Source organism: Vibrio maritimus (assembly GCF_021441885.1).
GTDB classification, from domain to species: domain Bacteria; phylum Pseudomonadota; class Gammaproteobacteria; order Enterobacterales; family Vibrionaceae; genus Vibrio; species Vibrio maritimus_B.
Map to the genome: position 1 here is coordinate 2,063,188 of NZ_CP090438.1, position 17,335 is coordinate 2,080,522.

The following is a 17,335-nucleotide window of genomic DNA, read 5'->3' on the forward strand; positions in this document are numbered from 1 at the left end:
AGACACTATGCGCAAAACTCTATTAGCTGCTCTGATGGTTATCACTTCGCAGCAGGCATTTGCCAACCAGGACGAGCAACGAGCGACGATGAGTAACTTCAATTACGATTATGCTGAAGCTCGTATTGGTGCAAGCCCAATGACCTTCGGTGCTGCTATCAGCAAATCAATCCACCCAAATGCTCACATCGTAGGTAGCATCGACTCTAAATTTGAGGGTGACTACGACTTCTCTGGTGGTGTTGGCTTCCACGCACCAGTGAACAACTGGGCGGATTTCACTGGTGAAATGCTAGCTCACATTACCGACAGTGGCGATCACCACAAAACTGACACTGGTATGGAAGTAAACCTAGGTGTGCGTCAATGGCTTGGTCCACAACTTGAGATTGGTGGTAAAGCGGGTTACCTAAACGTTGGTGATAAAGACCGCTGGATGGGTTCTGTATATGGTCGCTTCCACTCAACAGAGCTTTTCTCTCTGGGCCTTGAAGGTCGTATCAACCATATCTACGGTGACCAGTTGATGTTCACTGCTCGCTTTGCATTCTAATCTAACACCTATTTGTAGATTACGCTGATTAGCAAACGAATGAAAACACAAAGACCGTGCTAAGCACGGTCTTTTTCAATTCTGATCTACTGTTTTAAGTTCGAATCTACTGCTCTATCTTCGAGCAATGCTCCAAAAGTCTCTGTTTCATTGGATCTTGAATCAGTTTCCAATGCACGCCATCAACGGCACCCGCAAACTTCCATAACAGCTTAAGGTCAACATCGTTGCCGTACGTGCGTTTCACTCTATTGAAAACACGTGGCGCGCCTAACTCTAAGAACGTTTTAACATCTTGAATCCCCGACTTTTTCACCATGCGCTCTAATGTGAGCTGCATGTTAGGCAAGTCCCTCAATCGCCTATTCTCGACTGAATTCTTACTACAGTGCTGATCGACTGAGTTTTCGATGGACTGTCTAACCAAATCTTTGAGCACAGGAGCTTGCTGGTTGTACAGATTCGTTATGTCGTAATAGTTTACCGTTGCTGTTGATTGTTTTTTTACATGACGAAATTTCTCGCATTGCAGCTCGTGCAACTGAGCATCCAGTCCTTTTCCACCGCGGATGAACACTTTGTCGTTACTAATCAGTGCATACATGGCGCCTTCCTTGAAGAGCCCAGTGCCACCAAACATCGAACGTTTTTGCGATTCGCCAAATTGAGTCGTGTAGTCGTAAAAAGATTGCTCTATCATTTCCTTTGATCCTTAATCTTTACCCCGATTAATCGATCACCAGAAATAGCAGCTAAAAAAATAAAAAATGTTATTAGCAGGGTCAATTTATAGCAGTATAAAATGCCTCGCTTTTTTATATGTTTTTATAATAGTTCACTATGCAAATTAAGTCTGGCTCAATGTCACAGTTGTGCGAGTTGGTCACAATTCATTTGCGAGTCACTTCACAATAACGGCCATACACAACCAGTTTCAAATCTAGTTACAATTGAATGATGTTCTAAACGCCATTTAGGCGACATTCGCCAATTAAAATCACTAATGTTATTGTCAATGACTGACCCACAAAGGTACACTTGCGCAATCGCTTCACCTGTCGAATGTTTATGAATCACTTATCATTTTATTGGCTTCCAGAGAATCAACAGCTCTTCATCAAAAGCCTCGAAACGGAATTTGCAGACTTAGTCGAGCAATCAATCAACACCGGAAAGATTTCCCTTCCTCCTATTTCTGAAGTTGTACTAAAAATACAAGCCTTATGTAATGATGAAGCTACAGGCATCTCCGACATCGCGGACTGTCTATTGGAAGACCCAGGTCTTGCTGCTACCGTCCTTAAAGTCGCAAACTCTGTGATATTCAATCGCAGAAATATTACATGTAACGATCTGAACACCGCGGTCTCTCGTCTTGGTATTTTCCGTGTTCGCGACATAGTCACAGCTCAATCCATCGAGCTGCTCAAACACTCAGTTAATTTATCGAAAGAGTGCCATGAAGTACTAGTAAACAGTGCCACAGTATCTCGAGAGCTGGCTGCTGTTATGGTCATGGTTACCCGCAGTTTCCAAGATCTGTCTGTTGATGATTACACCCATCTCGAACAAGAAAAGTCGCTTTTGGTTGGCTTTCTAGCGGATATCGGTCTTTTCTGTTTGGTCAACGAGTACCACCTTTATTTAGAGAAAGGAAACTACCTAGACCCTGATCTGGCGATGCAAATATTCCAGTCTCGCTGCGCACTCACCAGTGAGCAAGTTCTAAATACTTGGGGATTCGATAAAGATTTTATCGAAGTCGCATCAAACCAAGTTAAACAGATTGAGCGACCTGAGGTTTCTTACCTAGACATTGCCCGTATTGCTAACCACATACTTCTTTTCCGAAAGCAAGATCATGACGCACTTGAAGAACACGAAGTGGAAATCAACGTTGATGGTGCAGAGGTCATGTATCAACTTACCTCACTGAGCGAATTTGAATTCCAGGAAAAAATCAAAGACGTTCTTCGCTCTGCTGGCATGTAATTAGCCGCTCATTGCTCAAATAATACTTTTACGAGGCACACGGAAATGTTTTCAGGGATGTTGTTCATTTTTACTCCGCTGGTTATCGGGTATCTATTCCCAGTTTCCAACGCGGCGTACCTCAACACCATTAACCGAGCAACCTCCTGGTTAATATACGTCATCCTGTTCTTGATGGGTTTAAGTTTGGCGGCTCTCGACAATTTCGGGAGTCACCTCAAGACCATTATTACAATGACCGCAACGTTTTTTGTCGTCATTGGTGGATGCAACCTATTGTGCCTTCCGATGATTGATAAACTGATGCCTCTTCAAACAGAGCAGCTCAAGAACCAATTGCCGTTATCGTCGATGGCGCTTGAATCACTCAAGCTCATCGGTGTTGTAGGCTCTGGTCTCATCTTGGGCTTAATGCTGCCAATCGGTCTTGGCTGGGTTGAAGCAGCCAGCGAATGGATTCTGTTTGCCCTCCTCTTCTTTATTGGTATCCAACTGAGAAACAGTGGACTGACACTCAAGCAAATACTGGTCAACAAACAAGGCATGACCATAGCGACTGTCATTGTGGCAAGTTCTCTGATTGGCGGCATCATCGCAGCACTTATTCTCGACATCTCTATTTATAAGGGACTGGCCATCGCTTCGGGTTTTGGTTGGTATTCATTAGCAGGTATTTTGATAGGTGATGCGTTCGGACCCGTTTTCGGCGGTACCTCCTTTATGATAGAGCTACTAAGAGAGCTTGTTGCTTTGGTCATCATACCGATGCTCATTGCCAAACGACCATGCACCGCAATCGGTTATGCCGGCGCGACTGCAATGGACTTTACGCTGCCAATAATTCAAAGCAGCGGCGGTGTTAGATGTGTACCCGTAGCGATAGTTAGTGGCTTTATCCTGAGCTTGCTGGTACCGGTTTTAATGCTGTTTTTTGTTTCTCTTGCTGCGTAGATCTCAGGAATGATTTTCTCATTCCTGTATTCTTGCCCCTCAAACATTACAATAAAGAAAAACGCTCGTTAGCCCACGAAAGGATACAATAATGAAAAAATGGCTCGCCGCTGCGGCAATTTTAAGCACCTCTTTTTCCGCAATGTCTGCAGACTCTACTCAATGTTTCGAGAACAAGTACGATGCGTACATTGATGCGTCTATTCAGTGGTATGAAGATTTGGTTCAAATGACGACCAGCGAATACCCAGAATTGAACGAGGTCAGTAACTGGTTTTTAGAAGGCCGTAAGCACCACTTCGAACTAAACCGTGAAGCCGTTCGCTATTACTTGAAAAATGAACCGCAGAAAGTAGCGACTGAGCAATCTATCGAGACCTGGTTACAGCTTGAGCAACAAGACGTAAAAGCCTTGGCTCAAAGAGACGATGAGCTTGGACAAATCGCTGCAAAAAGCTTTGCTGATCGTCAAGCTAAGCCGCACCCTCAAAACTACGAACTACGCAGCGCGTTTGCCGATCTATTGAGTCACCCTAAGAAAATCGAGACGGCATTAAATAGATACAATGAATCAATTCAGGAAGTTGAGGCAACCACTTGTAATTAGTGTATAGACTCTTCTCGTTCCGAAAGACGGACAACTCTTAGACAAAAGCTGGCTTATACGCCAGCTTTTGCATTTTTAGTAACCAAATACGGTAACAATACGTTGTGGCACGGCAAAAAATCGGCGCTGTGCTACATTTTTGCGAGACATTCGGACTCAATTGGTTTAGATTGTGCCGCTTGCAGTAACGGAATAATAGTAGATAACGATATGGTATCTGAGCAAAAAATTGCTGATGTCAGCTTTGAGAGCCTCCTTCGAATATTCACTATCCCTGAAGGACCTGACTCGACACTAACGCAAATTGAAGAGAGTTTATCCAAAAACTTGAACCAGTTTTTGCGAGAGCATATTGTTGCGGAAGAAAAACCACTTCACGAAATCGAAAAAGACTTCTCTAGTGCAGCAATTCCAGAGCAGCCTGAGTTCGTCTCTGCTCATACAGAACATCTGTTAGATACTTTAGTTTCGCACTCCGTTCACACCTCATCGCCAAGCTTTATTGGTCATATGACATCGGCACTTCCCTACTTTTTAATGCCTCTGTCTAAGATCATGATCGCTCTTAACCAAAATTTGGTGAAGATTGAGACTTCAAAGGCATTCACACCACTAGAACGCCAAGTTCTAGGCATGCTTCATAAACTGATTTATACCGAGCAAGACAGCTTCTACCAAAAATGGATGCACAGCGCAGAGCATTCTTTGGGCGCGTTTTGCTCTGGTGGCACCATTGCCAACATTACCGCTTTATGGGTCGCAAGAAACCGTGCGTTGAAAGCGCAAGGCGATTTTCTTGGTGTAGAAAAGGAAGGACTTTTCAAAGCGATGAAGCACTATGGCTACGAAGGTTTAGCTATATTGGTATCTGAGCGAGGTCACTACTCACTTAAGAAAGCCGCTGATTTGCTAGGCATTGGTCAACAAGGTCTTGTCGCTGTTAAGACAGATGAAAACAATCGAATCTGCCCTCTAGATCTTGAACGAAAGTTCAAAGAGCTGAAGCAGCAAAAAATCCACCCATTCGCGGTTATTGGTGTTGCTGGTACCACGGAAACCGGTAACGTTGACCCTCTTCGCGAGATTGCTGCTATCTGTGAGCGAGAAGCCTGCCATTTCCACGTTGATGCAGCGTGGGGCGGCGCGACATTGATGTCCGACAAGTATCGAGCCATCCTTGATGGTATTGAGCTTGCTGACTCTGTCACGATTGATGCTCACAAACAGCTCTACATCCCTATGGGTGCGGGCATGGTACTATTTAAAGATCCCGATGCTATGAAAAGCATCAAACATCATGCTCAATATATTCTTCGCAAAGGCTCAAAAGACTTGGGCCGCCACACGTTAGAAGGCTCTCGCTCAGGGATGGCCATGCTTGTGTATGCGGCAATGCATATCATCAGCCGACCAGGGTATGAGCTACTGATTAACCAAAGTATTGAGAAAGCCCGTTACTTCGCTGATCTTATTGAACAGCAAAATGATTTCGAGCTGGTCAGTAAACCTGAGCTTTGTCTGCTTACGTATCGCTACGTACCAGAGAATGTGAAACTAGCACTAGAGCTTGCATCTGAAAGCCAGAAGGATGAACTGCATGAGTTGCTCAATCAATTGACCAAGCTCATCCAGAAGAAACAGCGTGAGACTGGTTTGTCATTTGTATCTCGTACCCAACTTAATCCGACAATTTGGTCTGGTCGTGATACGATTGTTTTTCGCGTAGTGCTAGCAAATCCACTGACTTCAACTGAAGTATTAAGCAATGTGCTAGAGGAACAGCGACAAATAGCAAACGCTTCACCTGAAATACTGACCAAACTAAACAGCTTGGCAGACCAAATTCAGGCGTAACGATACCTCATTATTCGAGAATGAAATCAATTTCACTTCCTCAGTTATGAAACTTTCTTTCTGTTTTGTGGGAGTGATACGGTAAAACTGCGCTAGAAAGAAGCAAAAAGCGAGCAATTTTCGCTCTATTGTTTTTTTCTTCCAGTTTTTTGTTTGATGCCTGTCATATTCTAAAGATTTCATGTGAGCTTTTGTTACAGATGACAAGAAGCATCGTTTATACTGAGGTTATGGAGTTGGCGTTAATCGACCTATTATAAAAACTCGACATCACGGCCTCCGATTATAACAAACCTTTTTTTACTATCGTGTTGGTTATTTGTCGGACCTGATTAACTACGCCAGCAAGTTGTTCTCTTTACCCTGTGAACACTATGAATACACTAGAGAAAGTCCAAAAAAATTTAGAGAACTTCAGTAAGTCTGAACGTAAGGTTGCTGAAGTTATTATGGCGTCCCCCCAAACCGCCATTCATTCCAGTATTGCTACGCTAGCTAAAATGGCTGACGTTAGCGAACCGACTGTGAATCGCTTCTGCCGCAGACTCGACACCAAAGGCTTCCCTGACTTTAAACTGCACTTAGCGCAAAGTCTTGCTAACGGGACACCTTATGTGAACCGCAACGTTGAAGAAGACGATGGTCCTGATGCTTACACCCATAAGATTTTCGAATCAACGATGGCGTGTTTAGACGTGGCGAAAAACAGCTTAGACTCAATGCAGATCAACCGTGCCGTTGACTTGTTGACTCAGGCGAAGCGTATCTCATTCTTCGGTTTGGGTGCCTCTTCGTCAGTTGCTCGCGATGCTCAAAACAAGTTTATCCGATTTAACATCCCTATCTCTTGCTACGAAGACGTCGTAATGCAACGAATGAGCTGTATTAACTGCTCAGATAACGATGTTATCGTGCTTATCTCTCATACTGGTCGTACTAAGAGCCAAGTAGAGGTCGCTCACCTTGCTCGTGAAAACGGCGCAACGGTTATCGCCATTACTGCAAAAGACTCGCCACTTGATAAAGCAAGTTCACTGTCTATTACTGTCGACGTTCCAGAAGACACTGACGTTTACATGCCAATGGCAAGTCGTGTAGTGCAGATGACTATCATCGACGTACTAGCAACAGGCTTTACTCTGCGTCGTGGAAGCGGCTTCCGCGATAACCTTAAGCGTGTGAAAGAAGCACTTAAGGACTCTCGCTACAACAAAGTGCCGAATTACTAGTCGAGTAAACTGGATAGCGCTAGACATTAAAAGGAGGTCAATATTGACCTCCTTTTTGATTTTTACAAACTCTCTCAATAAGATACTAGTCAGTCTCGATAGGATTGTTGCGATATTCTACCTGCATACTGTCATCCCTGTTTTCCGCGCTGCCATCGCAGTTACACTGACAGACTTGGTTGAGGATGTAGATGAGGCGGTCCTCGGTTAGTGGAATTGGATTGCCTTTTATTGCCATTGACTTCATCGCATCGGCAGCGACTTGCTCAAACGACGTTCCGCACACACCAAATTCCGACAGTTGCGGAAGCGCTAAGCGCTCTAAAATCATGTTCACCCATTGAATGCTGTCTTCGATAGACGCATCATTCCGCCCAGTCAATATCTGAGCCATGGTTCGATAACGGTTTAGTACGTCACTGCGGCCTGCCCTTTTCGCAGCTTTTATATTTTCCATCATTACATGTGGAGCCAGCCTTGCTGTGATCACACTATGAGGCGCGGAGATCTTACCGCCAAGCGCAGAGGCTAAGCCGTGGGCTGCACCCAATTTAGCATTGGTAATCGCCATACCACCGAGCATAGCGGCAAAAGACAAGTCTGCACGAGACTTAGGGTTGTCTTGTTTGCAGCCAGGAATAATGGAGTAACTCAGTCGTCTTAGCCCTTCTTCGCACACCATATCAGTCAATGGGTTGGGTTCACCACAAACGTACGCTTCCATAAGGTGAGTGAAAGCATCCATAGCACCACGCCCAGAAGTGTAAACGTCGGTACCGTAAGTTAAGACGGGATCGACAATGGCAACATCAGGAAGCATATCAGGGTTACGAAGACTGACTTTTACCTTATCCTGCCCTGATTTAAGTACCGCGTTCTTGGTAACCTCTGCTCCCGTACTGGCGGTGGTTGGAATGGCAATCATTGGAATGGGTTTGGTTTTTAACGGAACATTTCGGCCAACAACTTCTACGTAATCATAGACATCGCCTTGATTTGGAATGATAGCGGCAAGTGCCTTGCCCATATCCAACACACTGCCACCGCCAATCGCCACTACCATATCGGGTTTAAAGCGACGCCCCATGATGGCAGTTTCTTCCACCATGGTAATGTTTGGCTCGCCACGTATCGCTACGTGCTGATAACGCATTTTTTGGTTATGGAGATAGTGAATGACGGGCTCTGCTCGTTGTCGATCTTGCCCGGTTACTAAGAGAACGCTGTAACCAAATTGATTGATGATAGAAAGAGAAGACTGAAGCGCCCCCTCACCAAAGATAATGCGACTCGACGTCATAAACTGAAACATACCAGATTCCTTTAGGTATACCGTAAACTCACCAGTCGAAACATTGCCAAGACCGCCAGCAATACGAAAAACAAACCATCAGTGAGTGTTATCGGTAGAGCAAACATACAAAGCTGTACTCAGCATGCTATCTCAAAGGACGACAGTTTTTGATTTAAGCCAAGCAATTAGCGCATGTCGCCCGTTTAAATTCGTAACTTTTGCACATCATCACACACTAGATAGGGTCATTGTTACGACGATTTGCCCAACTTCTGCGCTGATAGGTTTTACCTATCGCACCAAGAGACAAATGACACTTTATTTCCTCTTCATCTTAAGGCATAGTGGATTTCAACAAGATGAAAGAACCACAACCATTATTACTCGTGGTTCAAAGAAAAGTTTAGTCTTCAAGGAGAAATTGAATGTTCGTTGTTATTTTTGGTCGCCCTGGTTGTCCTTATTGTGTTCGTGCAAAAGAGCATGCTGAAACGCTAAAAGCAAAACGCGACGATTTTAACTATCGTTACGTTGACATCCATGCAGAAGGCATTTCAAAAGCTGACCTAGAAAAAACCGTTGGTAAGCCTGTTGAAACTGTTCCTCAGATCTTCATCGACCAAGAGCACGTTGGCGGCTGTACCGAGTTTGAAGCCTACGCGAAAGAGAACCTAGGTCTATTCGACTAATTAGCCTCTGCAATCAACTCAAGTATAGTTGACGATAGAATTGAATAAGCCAGCGTTTTACGCTGGCTTTGTTTTTTGCGAGGTAACCCACCTTCGGTACATACTTTCACCAACGGCATAAATAACCCTCTGTTTTTCCTAAGCTAAGGCACTCAAGCTGAACTAATGCAAAAAGGGAAAAAAATTCACTTATCTTTTTGAAAATTTCCGCTACAATCGCCACACTTTATTTATTCTCCACTACTGTCTGTTTGAGTCGTACTAGTGAACATCGACGTCGTCAATTTGCTTGACCAAAACCCTATTCTCCTTATCTTTGTCGTTCTCGCGATCGGCCTCGCCTTTGGCAAAATTCGCTTCGGAAATCTGCAATTAGGTAATTCAATTGGTGTGCTGATCACCTCATTGATCATGGGTCACCTCGGCTTCACATTTAATGCTGAAGCGCTAACTATCGGGTTCATGCTGTTTATCTACTGTGTAGGTATCGAAGCAGGTCCTAACTTCTTTGGTATTTTCTTCAGAGACGGTAAGCACTATCTAATACTCAGCCTCACAGTGCTGGTCACCGCTTTGATGGTGACCTATTTCGCCAGTCACTATCTTGGGTTGGACTACGGCTTATCGGCTGGTGTCATGGCAGGTGCTCTAACCGCTACACCCGTACTCGTTGGCGCGCAAGATGCACTGAACTCAGGACTGGCCACCATACCGCGTGGTATGGATTTCTCATTAGTTATCGAGAACCTGTCCGTCGGTTACGCGATGGCTTACCTCATTGGTCTCATCAGTATGATTATGCTCGCTAAGCTACTACCTAAGCTTCAAAAGCAAAATCTACACGACTCCGCGCAGCAGATAGCACAAGAGCGTGGATTGGGTGGCAGTGGTCAGCGTAAGGTCTATCTGCCCATTATTCGTGCCTATCGTGTCGGACAGGAACTTATAGACTGGACTGATGGTAAAAACCTGCGTGAGCTAGGTATCTACCGACAAACCGGCTGCTACATTGAACGTATTCGACGCAACGGCATTCTAGCCCACCCTGATGGTGACGCTATCTTGCAAGAAGGTGATGAAATTGCACTAGTGGGTTTCCCTGATAGCCACGCTCGACTCGATCCAAGCTTTCGTAACGGTAAAGAGGTGTTCGACCGTAACCTTCTTGACCTTCGAATCGTTGAAGAAGAGATCGTTGTTAAGAGTGACAATATCGCCGGAAAAAGCCTGTCCGATTTAAACTTGTCTGAATATGGCTGTTTCTTGAACCGCGTGGTTCGAGCTCAAATTGAGATGCCAATGGACGCCAACATCGTACTCGCTAAAGGTGATATCTTGCAGGTCAGTGGCGAAAAGAGTCGCGTTCATGGTCTTGCTGAAAAAATCGGTTTCATCTCGATTCACAGTCAAATGGCAGACCTGCTGGCTTTCTGCAGCTTCTTTATTCTGGGCATCATGTTCGGTCTGATTACCATGTCATTCGGTCAAGTCTCATTCGGTCTTGGTAATGCGGTAGGCTTACTTTTGTCAGGTATCACGCTTGGCTTCCTGCGTGCTAACCACCCTACGTTTGGCTATGTGCCTCAAGGTGCGCTGAATATGGTCAAAGACCTAGGGCTGATGTTCTTCATGGTAGGTATTGGGCTGAGTGCCGGTGGCAAAATGTTCGAGCACCTAACCCAAGTTGGTCCTCAAGTTATATTGATTGCCTTTTTGGTCAGTGTACTGCCTGTGGTGCTGGCTTACTTAGTTGGCAACTATGTATTAAAGATGAACCGAGCACTCCTTATCGGTGCAATCGTCGGCGCTAGAACTTGTGCACCTGCGATGGATGTTATCAACGAACATGCACGCTCAACTATCCCTGCTCTGGGGTATGCGGGCACCTATGCGATAGCCAATATATTGATGACGTTGGCAGGTACGATTCTGATTATCCTCTCTTAACAGACGAGGTTAAACGCAGACAAAAAAAGGGGCGCTTACATAGCGCCCCTTTACTTTGTTACTCAGTTTTTTTTTACTCAAATAGTTAGTAACTAAAAGACTGTATCGATTTATAGGTCGATAACGTCAAACTCAACTAGTGGGGAAACATCCGCTTCGTAGTCCACGCCTTCAACACCAAAGCCAAATAGCTTCAAGAACTCTTCTTTGTACTCAACGTAGTCAGTCAGTTCTTTTAGGTTTTCAGTCGTGATTTGTGGCCATAGCTCAGCACAGTGCTTCTGGATATCGTCTCGAAGCTCCCAGTCATCAAGACGTAGACGATTCTTATCATCGACTTCCGCAGCACTGCCGTCTGCTTTGTATAGACGTTGAGAGAACATGCGGAAGATCTGCTCCATACAGCCTTCGTGAATGCCTTCTTCACGCATCTTTTTAAATACCATTGCAATATACAGTGGCATTACTGGGATTGCTGAGCTCGCCTGTGTCACTACAGACTTAAGTACTGCAACGTTTGCGCTACCACCAGTTTCTGACAGTTTAGCGTTTAGCTCAGTTGCTGCGCGGTCTAGGTCCATTTTCGCTTTACCTAGTGCACCTTCCCAGTAGATTGGCCACGTTAGCTCTGTACCGATGTACGAGTAAGCAACAGTCTTACAGCCATCAGCAAGCACGCCAGCTTCAGCTAGCGCGTTGATCCACAGTTCCCAATCTTGACCGCCCATAACAGTCACTGTATCTGCAATTTCTTCTTCAGTCGCAGGCTCTACGCTTGCTTCAATGATCTTGTCAGAGTTAGTGTCTACTGCTGTCGATGTGTAGGTTTCACCGATTGGCTTAAGAGAAGAACGTACAAGCTCACCAGTTTCAGGAAGCTTACGTACTGGAGATGCCAGTGAGTAAACAACCATATCGATCTGACCTAGATCTTCTTTAATTAGGTCGATAACTTTCTGCTTCGCTTCGTTAGAGAACGCATCGCCGTTAATGCTCTTAGAGTACAAGCCTTCTTCTTTCGCTAGCTTGTCGAATGCAGCAGAGTTGTAGAAACCTGCTGTACCAGGTTTTCTTTCTGTCCCTGGTTTTTCGAAAAATACGCCGATTGTTGCTGCACCACCACCGAACGCCGCAGCGATACGAGAAGAAAGGCCGTAACCGCTAGAAGAACCAACCACAAGTACACGTTTTGGTGCGTTTGCGATTGGACCCTGAGCTTTGGTGTAAGCGATTTGTTCTTTTACGTTAGCTTCACAACCAACTGGGTGTGTAGTAGTACAAATAAATCCACGAATTCTTGGTTTGATGATCATATTCAGTTCCTCAAAAAATCCCTAGTAGGATAAGAGTTTCACACCCAGTTCGCATCCTATTTCTGTCAATTTCTCTGATTTTTCTAAGTGGTTGGAGCACTTTCATTCTCAATGAACACAAAAAAAGCGCCCTAGAAACTAGAGCGCTTAAACCTTTCTATATCTAATTAAGCGACGCTGTTTAGCTTCGGCTTATCGACTTCGTCCGTTCTTACTTCAGAGAAATCGTGACTGAAGTGGTCAACCTGAATCGCTTTGTAGCGTAGAGCATCAGCCGCAAGAATCTTATCTACCTCTTGCTCTGTTAGCACGTTAGCCTCAATCGCTTGCTGTAGGCGCTCTTGAAGAAGACCTTTTCTAGCAATCTTGCCCTCTTTCACGCCAATGAACAGCTTCTTCTCGAGGTCGCGGATGTCATACATCGCCAAGAACGCGTTTTCCATCAAACCGATCTTGTCATTTGGAGCATCACCGATGTAACAAAGATGCGTCAAACGATCACGGTGTGCACCTGGTACCATCATGCTCTTCGCTAGATTTAGCGTTAAATTGTCAGACGGTTTTTCGAAGTGATTGCCTAGTGGGAACAACAACCCTTTAAGCGTTACACCAGCCCAGCGCGATGGGAAGTTCTTATAAGCTTCGTTTAACGACTTAGCCGCGTTATGGAAACAGTGTTGAACAGCGTAATGTACGTAATCTAGGTCTGATGCCTGACGACCATCGTCTTCGTACTTCTTAAGTGCTGCTGACGCCATAAACAGATACGCTAAACCATCACCCAATCGTGCTGAGATCATCTCTTTACGCTTCAGATCACCGCCCAGAGTTAGCATTGCAAAGTCTGCACTTACCGCAAGCGCTTTACTCAAACGCGTAAGGTCTTTGTAGTAGACTTTTGTCGGGCCGCTCATATGCGCTCCAACAAATTTAGAACCTGTTAGCGCTGCAGTGAACGCGCCTAGCGTGTTCTTCGTCGCATGACCAATGTGCTTAAATAGAAGCTTGTCAAAATCAGCCGCACCTTGTTTTGCATCAGGGTTTGCTGCCGCTTCCATCTCTTGTAGCACGTAAGGGTGACAACGCGTTGCACCTTGACCGAAGATCATGAGGTTACGTGTTAGGATGTTTGCACCCTCAACAGTAATCGCCACTGGAATGCCTAAATAGCTTGAGGCTAAGTAGTTCATCGGACCATCTTGAATCGCACGACCAGCATGCACATCCATCGAATCGTTGAGAATCGTACGTGCCATTTCAGTCATGTGGTACTTGGCAATCGCCGTCACGATCCCTGGTTTTTCGCCCATGTCTAGCGATGTTGTCGTCAATGTGCGCGTAGCTTCTAGTAGATACGTCAGACCACCGATTCGCCCCATTGCCTCAGCAACGCCTTCGAATTTACCAATCGACATGCCAAACTGCTTACGAACATAAGCGTATGCGCCAGTGGTTCTTGTTGTTAGGTGACCGATCGCTGTGCCGAGAGCCGGAAGTGAAATACCACGACCCGCAGATAGACACTCAACCAGCATACGCCAGCCGCGTCCTGCGTATTCCTGACCACCAATCAGCCAGTCCATAGGGATGAACACATCTTTACCGCGCGTTGGACCATTCATGAATGCAAGGTGAAGTGGATCGTGTCGTTCACCAATCTCTACGCCTTTATGGTCGGCAGGAATCAGTGCACAGGTAATACCAATATCTTCTTTGTCACCCAGAAGTTGGTCTGGATCGTGAAGTTTAAATGCTAGACCTAGAACCGTTGCTACCGGAGCGAGTGTGATATAACGCTTGTTCCAGTTAAGGCGAATACCCAGCACTTCTTTGCCTTCATGCTCACCGTAACAAACGATACCTTTATCTGGGATACCACCAGCATCAGAGCCCGCTTCTGGCCCCGTCAGTGCGAAACATGGGATGTCAGTACCATCGGCAAGTCTTGGTAACCAGTAATCTTTCTGCTCTTTCGTACCATAGTGAGAAAGAAGCTCACCTGGGCCAAGAGAGTTAGGTACCATTACCGATACTGCTGCACTAATACTGCGTGTCGCAATCTTGGTCACAATCGTAGAGTTAGCAAGTGGTGAAAACTCACGACCACCGAACTCTTTAGAGATGATTAGCGAGAAGAAACGCTCTTTGCGTAGATAGTCCCAAACCTCTTTTGGTAGGTCACGATCTTCTTTGACGATCTTGTTGTCATCAAGCATTGCAAGCAAGGTTTCTAGCTCATTATCCATGAACGACTGCTCTTCAGCGGTCAGAACGGGTTTAGGATACTGATGCAGCGTCTTGAAGTTCGGCTTACCCGAGAACAGCTCACCATCCCACCAAACACTACCCGCCTCCATCGCTTCACGCTCAGTGGCGGACAACGGCGGTAGAACCTTTTTGAACAGTTTAAACGCTGGGTCGCTGATCCATTTTCTTCGTAGAGAGCTCATGATACCTATCCTTTTGTTCAGGTGTATTTTTATTATTGGTTTCGTATTTTGTTTTGATTAAAAGCGTTACTCTGCAGCGACACCCGCTGCAAGGTAAGGAATGATTTGGTCAATAATTGCTTCGGCGCTGATCTCTTTCTCAAACGAGCTCAACGCGATTTCAGACAATGCCTGACTAGAAGCCATAGTGAATACGCAAGTACCTAGTGTTAGGTGTAAGCGCCAGAACAACGTCTCTGCATCTAACTTAGGGTTTGCTCGCATCACTGACTGAGTAAACATTGCTAATGCTTCGGTGTAACGCGTCGTGATGAACCAGCGTAAGTGACCTTGTACGTCGGTATACCCTCTTCCAACCAATGACATAAAGCGGCTTGCACCGTTTGGCTTTAGGTTATTAAGTTCTAGGAGTGGTCCTTTCAGTGACTGGAAGACATCAACCATGTTGTAGTCATCTCGGTCGTTCAACTCGTACAGCGCTTTTTCAACCGCCGGCATAAATGCTTCTAGGTAGCGGTTCAACACCGCTCGTACTAGCGTCTTCTTGTCACCGAAGTGATAGTTTACCGACGCCAAATTAACGTTTGCTTTACTAGTAATGGTGCGCAACGAGGTGTCATTGAAGCCATGCTCAGCGAACAATACCTCGGCTACATCTAGAATCTTGTCCTTCGTGGTTACTCTCGTCGTCATTTCAATCACCCGTATCAAACATATGTTTGAATATACTCCCGCAACACAGGGATAACAAGCGATTAACATCAAACTTTTTAACTACTGGTCGGACAAGATTCACAATTCATTGTTTTAAAAGAAATAAATAATTTTATGAAAAATTCTTCATTCTGATGTGAACTATTTGGTTTTAGGTGGGTCTATTAAAGTGTAATCAGCAAAGAATGAGTTTTCTCTATGCCACTGTTTTATCTATGTTGACTACATGCTGCTTTTTTCTTATTAACTCCTATTTGTATCCGCCCAAACCCCTTGTTGGTTTGGGCTTTTTTTTGCCTGTAGAACACCGCAAACGTAAAAAACCCAGCCGTAGCTGGGTTTTTTCTTAGTCACTGCAATGCCTGAGTGTTTAATATTGTATTTTTGGCTCAGGAGCTGCTTCCTTTGGAAGGGAGAAGTTCAATAGGATATAACCTAGAACTGCTGCTGTAGTTGAGCCCATCAGGATGCCTAGCCTTGCGTAAGTATCAAACTCGGCACTCACACCTGTAAAGGCAAGTGACGCAATAAAGATAGACATAGTAAAACCAATACCACACAGCACTGACACTGCAAAAATCTGTTTGAAGTCCACACCCTCAGGCAACTTAGCAACACCCATTTTCACTGCAGCCCAGCTGAATGTGAAGATACCCAGAGGCTTACCAATAAGAAGACCCGCTGCGATGCCAAGTGGCAGCATAGAGGTCAGTCCTGACATTGATACACCTTCAAGCGAGATACCTGCATTTGCGAATGCAAAGATAGGTAGAATACCAAATGCCACATATGGGTGAAGCGCGTGTTCTAGGTGTTTAAGCGGCGAATGCTCACCGGGCTTACCATTGAGTGGGATAGCAAAGCCCAGCACTACACCTGCCAGCGTCGCGTGAACACCCGATGCCAGTACACTTACCCAGAGCACAGCACCAACAGCTAGGTACACAGGGATACTAGTGACCTTCTTAGCGTTAAGTACAAACAATATGGCCGTCATTATGAAACCAAGTGTCAAAGCGATAGTTGATAGGTCGCTGCTGTAGAACAGTGCGATAATCACAATAACACCCAAGTCATCGATGATAGCAAGAGCAAGTAGGAATACTTTAAGTGCAACAGGTACACGCTTACCGAGCAGTGCCATGATACCGAGTGCGAACGCGATATCAGTAGCAGCAGGAATCGCCCAACCACTCATCGCTTCCGCGTCACCCGCGTTGAAAAGAACATAGATAAGAGCCGGAGCAACCATACCACCGACTGCTGCAATTGCTGGGAAGATAGCCGTTTCTTTGGATTTCAACGCGCCTTCAAGCAACTCTCGCTTCACTTCCAATCCGATCAAGAAAAAGAAGATTGCCATCAAACCATCGTTGATCCAGTGTGAAATAGACAGACCGAAAACGTAGGTATGAAGCACGCCTTGATACAATTCATTCAGTGGAGAGTTGGCGATAAACATCGCAATTGCCGCAGCAATAACGAGGATGATGCCCCCTGCCGATTCCATCTTAAAAAAGTTACGAATGACGTCATTCATAATGTAAAGCCCTTAATATTTATTCACATTGTTTGAATGTTAAAAATTGTATATCTAGTTAAATTCCATAAAAAATCGATTCTACAGATGTTAATTGTAGAAATATCCGAATAATACTCTTGTAAGATTCGAGATATGTATACCATTTTGGCAACATTAGTAAAAGTATAGAGCATAGATTGCGCTGATGAATGAATGGCTT

At 45.1% G+C, this 17,335-nt stretch carries 14 protein-coding genes; 8 read left to right on the top strand and 6 right to left on the bottom strand.

Features of this window, described 5'->3' with window-relative positions; all coding sequences use genetic code 11:
- Nucleotides 1–7 precede the first annotated feature (7 nt).
- Nucleotides 8–553, top strand: a complete 546-nt coding sequence (locus LY387_RS09480; RefSeq protein WP_234493893.1) for a hypothetical protein — start codon at nt 8–10, stop codon at nt 551–553.
- A 106-nt stretch (nt 554–659) separates the two neighbouring features.
- On the opposite strand, the gene LY387_RS09485 is transcribed toward LY387_RS09480, so the two are convergent.
- The gene (locus tag LY387_RS09485; RefSeq protein ID WP_128649940.1) at nt 660–1,253 is read right to left on the bottom strand and encodes a TfoX/Sxy family DNA transformation protein; all 594 of its coding nucleotides are present in this window, start codon (nt 1,251–1,253) and stop codon (nt 660–662) included.
- A 368-nt stretch (nt 1,254–1,621) separates the two neighbouring features.
- Between LY387_RS09485 and LY387_RS09490 the strand changes: the two genes are divergently transcribed.
- From LY387_RS09490 to LY387_RS09510, 5 genes are all read left to right on the top strand, one after another.
- Nucleotides 1,622–2,545 carry an HDOD domain-containing protein gene (locus LY387_RS09490; RefSeq protein ID WP_234493894.1) on the top strand — a complete coding sequence of 308 codons (924 nt, stop codon included), beginning with the start codon at nt 1,622–1,624 and terminating at the stop codon, nt 2,543–2,545.
- Between the two features lie 45 nt (nt 2,546–2,590).
- On the top strand, nt 2,591–3,496 hold the full coding sequence (locus tag LY387_RS09495; protein ID WP_234493895.1) for a lysine exporter LysO family protein: 906 nt from the start codon (nt 2,591–2,593) through the stop codon (nt 3,494–3,496).
- Nucleotides 3,497–3,587: 91 nt separating this feature from the next.
- Nucleotides 3,588–4,103, top strand: a complete 516-nt coding sequence (locus LY387_RS09500; RefSeq protein WP_234493896.1) for a hypothetical protein — start codon at nt 3,588–3,590, stop codon at nt 4,101–4,103.
- Nucleotides 4,104–4,313: 210 nt separating this feature from the next.
- Nucleotides 4,314–5,957: a pyridoxal-dependent aspartate 1-decarboxylase PanP gene (panP, locus tag LY387_RS09505; RefSeq protein ID WP_234493897.1), complete on the top strand. Its 1,644-nt coding sequence runs from the start codon at nt 4,314–4,316 to the stop codon at nt 5,955–5,957.
- A gap of 374 nt (nt 5,958–6,331) precedes the next feature.
- A complete protein-coding gene (locus LY387_RS09510) occupies nt 6,332–7,186 on the top strand; it encodes a MurR/RpiR family transcriptional regulator (RefSeq protein ID WP_042475430.1) in 855 nt (284 codons plus the stop codon).
- A gap of 85 nt (nt 7,187–7,271) precedes the next feature.
- Here LY387_RS09510 and LY387_RS09515 read toward each other — a convergent pair whose 3' ends face one another.
- Complete coding sequence (locus LY387_RS09515; protein WP_234493898.1) at nt 7,272–8,498, bottom strand: iron-containing alcohol dehydrogenase; 1,227 nt, start codon at nt 8,496–8,498, stop codon at nt 7,272–7,274.
- A 407-nt stretch (nt 8,499–8,905) separates the two neighbouring features.
- Here LY387_RS09515 and LY387_RS09520 point away from each other — a divergent pair, with 407 nt between their 5' ends.
- Nucleotides 8,906–9,169, top strand: coding sequence for a GrxA family glutaredoxin (locus tag LY387_RS09520; RefSeq protein ID WP_234493899.1), 264 nt, complete (start codon nt 8,906–8,908; stop codon nt 9,167–9,169).
- Nucleotides 9,170–9,433: 264 nt separating this feature from the next.
- On the top strand, nt 9,434–11,116 hold the full coding sequence (locus LY387_RS09525; RefSeq protein ID WP_234493900.1) for an aspartate:alanine antiporter: 1,683 nt from the start codon (nt 9,434–9,436) through the stop codon (nt 11,114–11,116).
- A 110-nt stretch (nt 11,117–11,226) separates the two neighbouring features.
- Here the strand turns inward: LY387_RS09525 and fabV are convergent, their stop codons facing one another.
- The 4 genes from fabV to nhaA form a co-directional block, all read right to left on the bottom strand.
- Entirely contained in the window at nt 11,227–12,429 is a 1,203-nt protein-coding gene (fabV, locus tag LY387_RS09530) for an enoyl-ACP reductase FabV (RefSeq protein WP_234493901.1), read from the bottom strand.
- Nucleotides 12,430–12,596: 167 nt separating this feature from the next.
- Nucleotides 12,597–14,879: an acyl-CoA dehydrogenase gene (locus LY387_RS09535; protein WP_234493902.1), complete on the bottom strand. Its 2,283-nt coding sequence runs from the start codon at nt 14,877–14,879 to the stop codon at nt 12,597–12,599.
- Nucleotides 14,880–14,945: 66 nt separating this feature from the next.
- Nucleotides 14,946–15,572, bottom strand: a complete 627-nt coding sequence (locus tag LY387_RS09540; protein WP_234493903.1) for a TetR/AcrR family transcriptional regulator — start codon at nt 15,570–15,572, stop codon at nt 14,946–14,948.
- Nucleotides 15,573–15,963: 391 nt separating this feature from the next.
- A complete protein-coding gene (gene nhaA / locus LY387_RS09545) occupies nt 15,964–17,133 on the bottom strand; it encodes a Na+/H+ antiporter NhaA (protein ID WP_234493904.1) in 1,170 nt (389 codons plus the stop codon).
- Between the last annotated feature and the right edge of the window lie 202 nt (nt 17,134–17,335).

Coding starts and splice junctions, on each gene's coding strand:
- LY387_RS09480 (WP_234493893.1), top strand. CDS start 8: ATGCGCAAAACTCTATTAGCTGCTCTGATGGTTATCACTTCGCAGCAG.
- LY387_RS09485 (WP_128649940.1), bottom strand. CDS start 1,253: ATGATAGAGCAATCTTTTTACGACTACACGACTCAATTTGGCGAATCG.
- LY387_RS09490 (WP_234493894.1), top strand. CDS start 1,622: ATGAATCACTTATCATTTTATTGGCTTCCAGAGAATCAACAGCTCTTC.
- LY387_RS09495 (WP_234493895.1), top strand. CDS start 2,591: ATGTTTTCAGGGATGTTGTTCATTTTTACTCCGCTGGTTATCGGGTAT.
- LY387_RS09500 (WP_234493896.1), top strand. CDS start 3,588: ATGAAAAAATGGCTCGCCGCTGCGGCAATTTTAAGCACCTCTTTTTCC.
- panP (WP_234493897.1), top strand. CDS start 4,314: ATGGTATCTGAGCAAAAAATTGCTGATGTCAGCTTTGAGAGCCTCCTT.
- LY387_RS09510 (WP_042475430.1), top strand. CDS start 6,332: ATGAATACACTAGAGAAAGTCCAAAAAAATTTAGAGAACTTCAGTAAG.
- LY387_RS09515 (WP_234493898.1), bottom strand. CDS start 8,498: ATGTTTCAGTTTATGACGTCGAGTCGCATTATCTTTGGTGAGGGGGCG.
- LY387_RS09520 (WP_234493899.1), top strand. CDS start 8,906: ATGTTCGTTGTTATTTTTGGTCGCCCTGGTTGTCCTTATTGTGTTCGT.
- fabV (WP_234493901.1), bottom strand. CDS start 12,429: ATGATCATCAAACCAAGAATTCGTGGATTTATTTGTACTACTACACAC.
- LY387_RS09535 (WP_234493902.1), bottom strand. CDS start 14,879: ATGAGCTCTCTACGAAGAAAATGGATCAGCGACCCAGCGTTTAAACTG.
- LY387_RS09540 (WP_234493903.1), bottom strand. CDS start 15,572: ATGACGACGAGAGTAACCACGAAGGACAAGATTCTAGATGTAGCCGAG.
- nhaA (WP_234493904.1), bottom strand. CDS start 17,133: ATGAATGACGTCATTCGTAACTTTTTTAAGATGGAATCGGCAGGGGGC.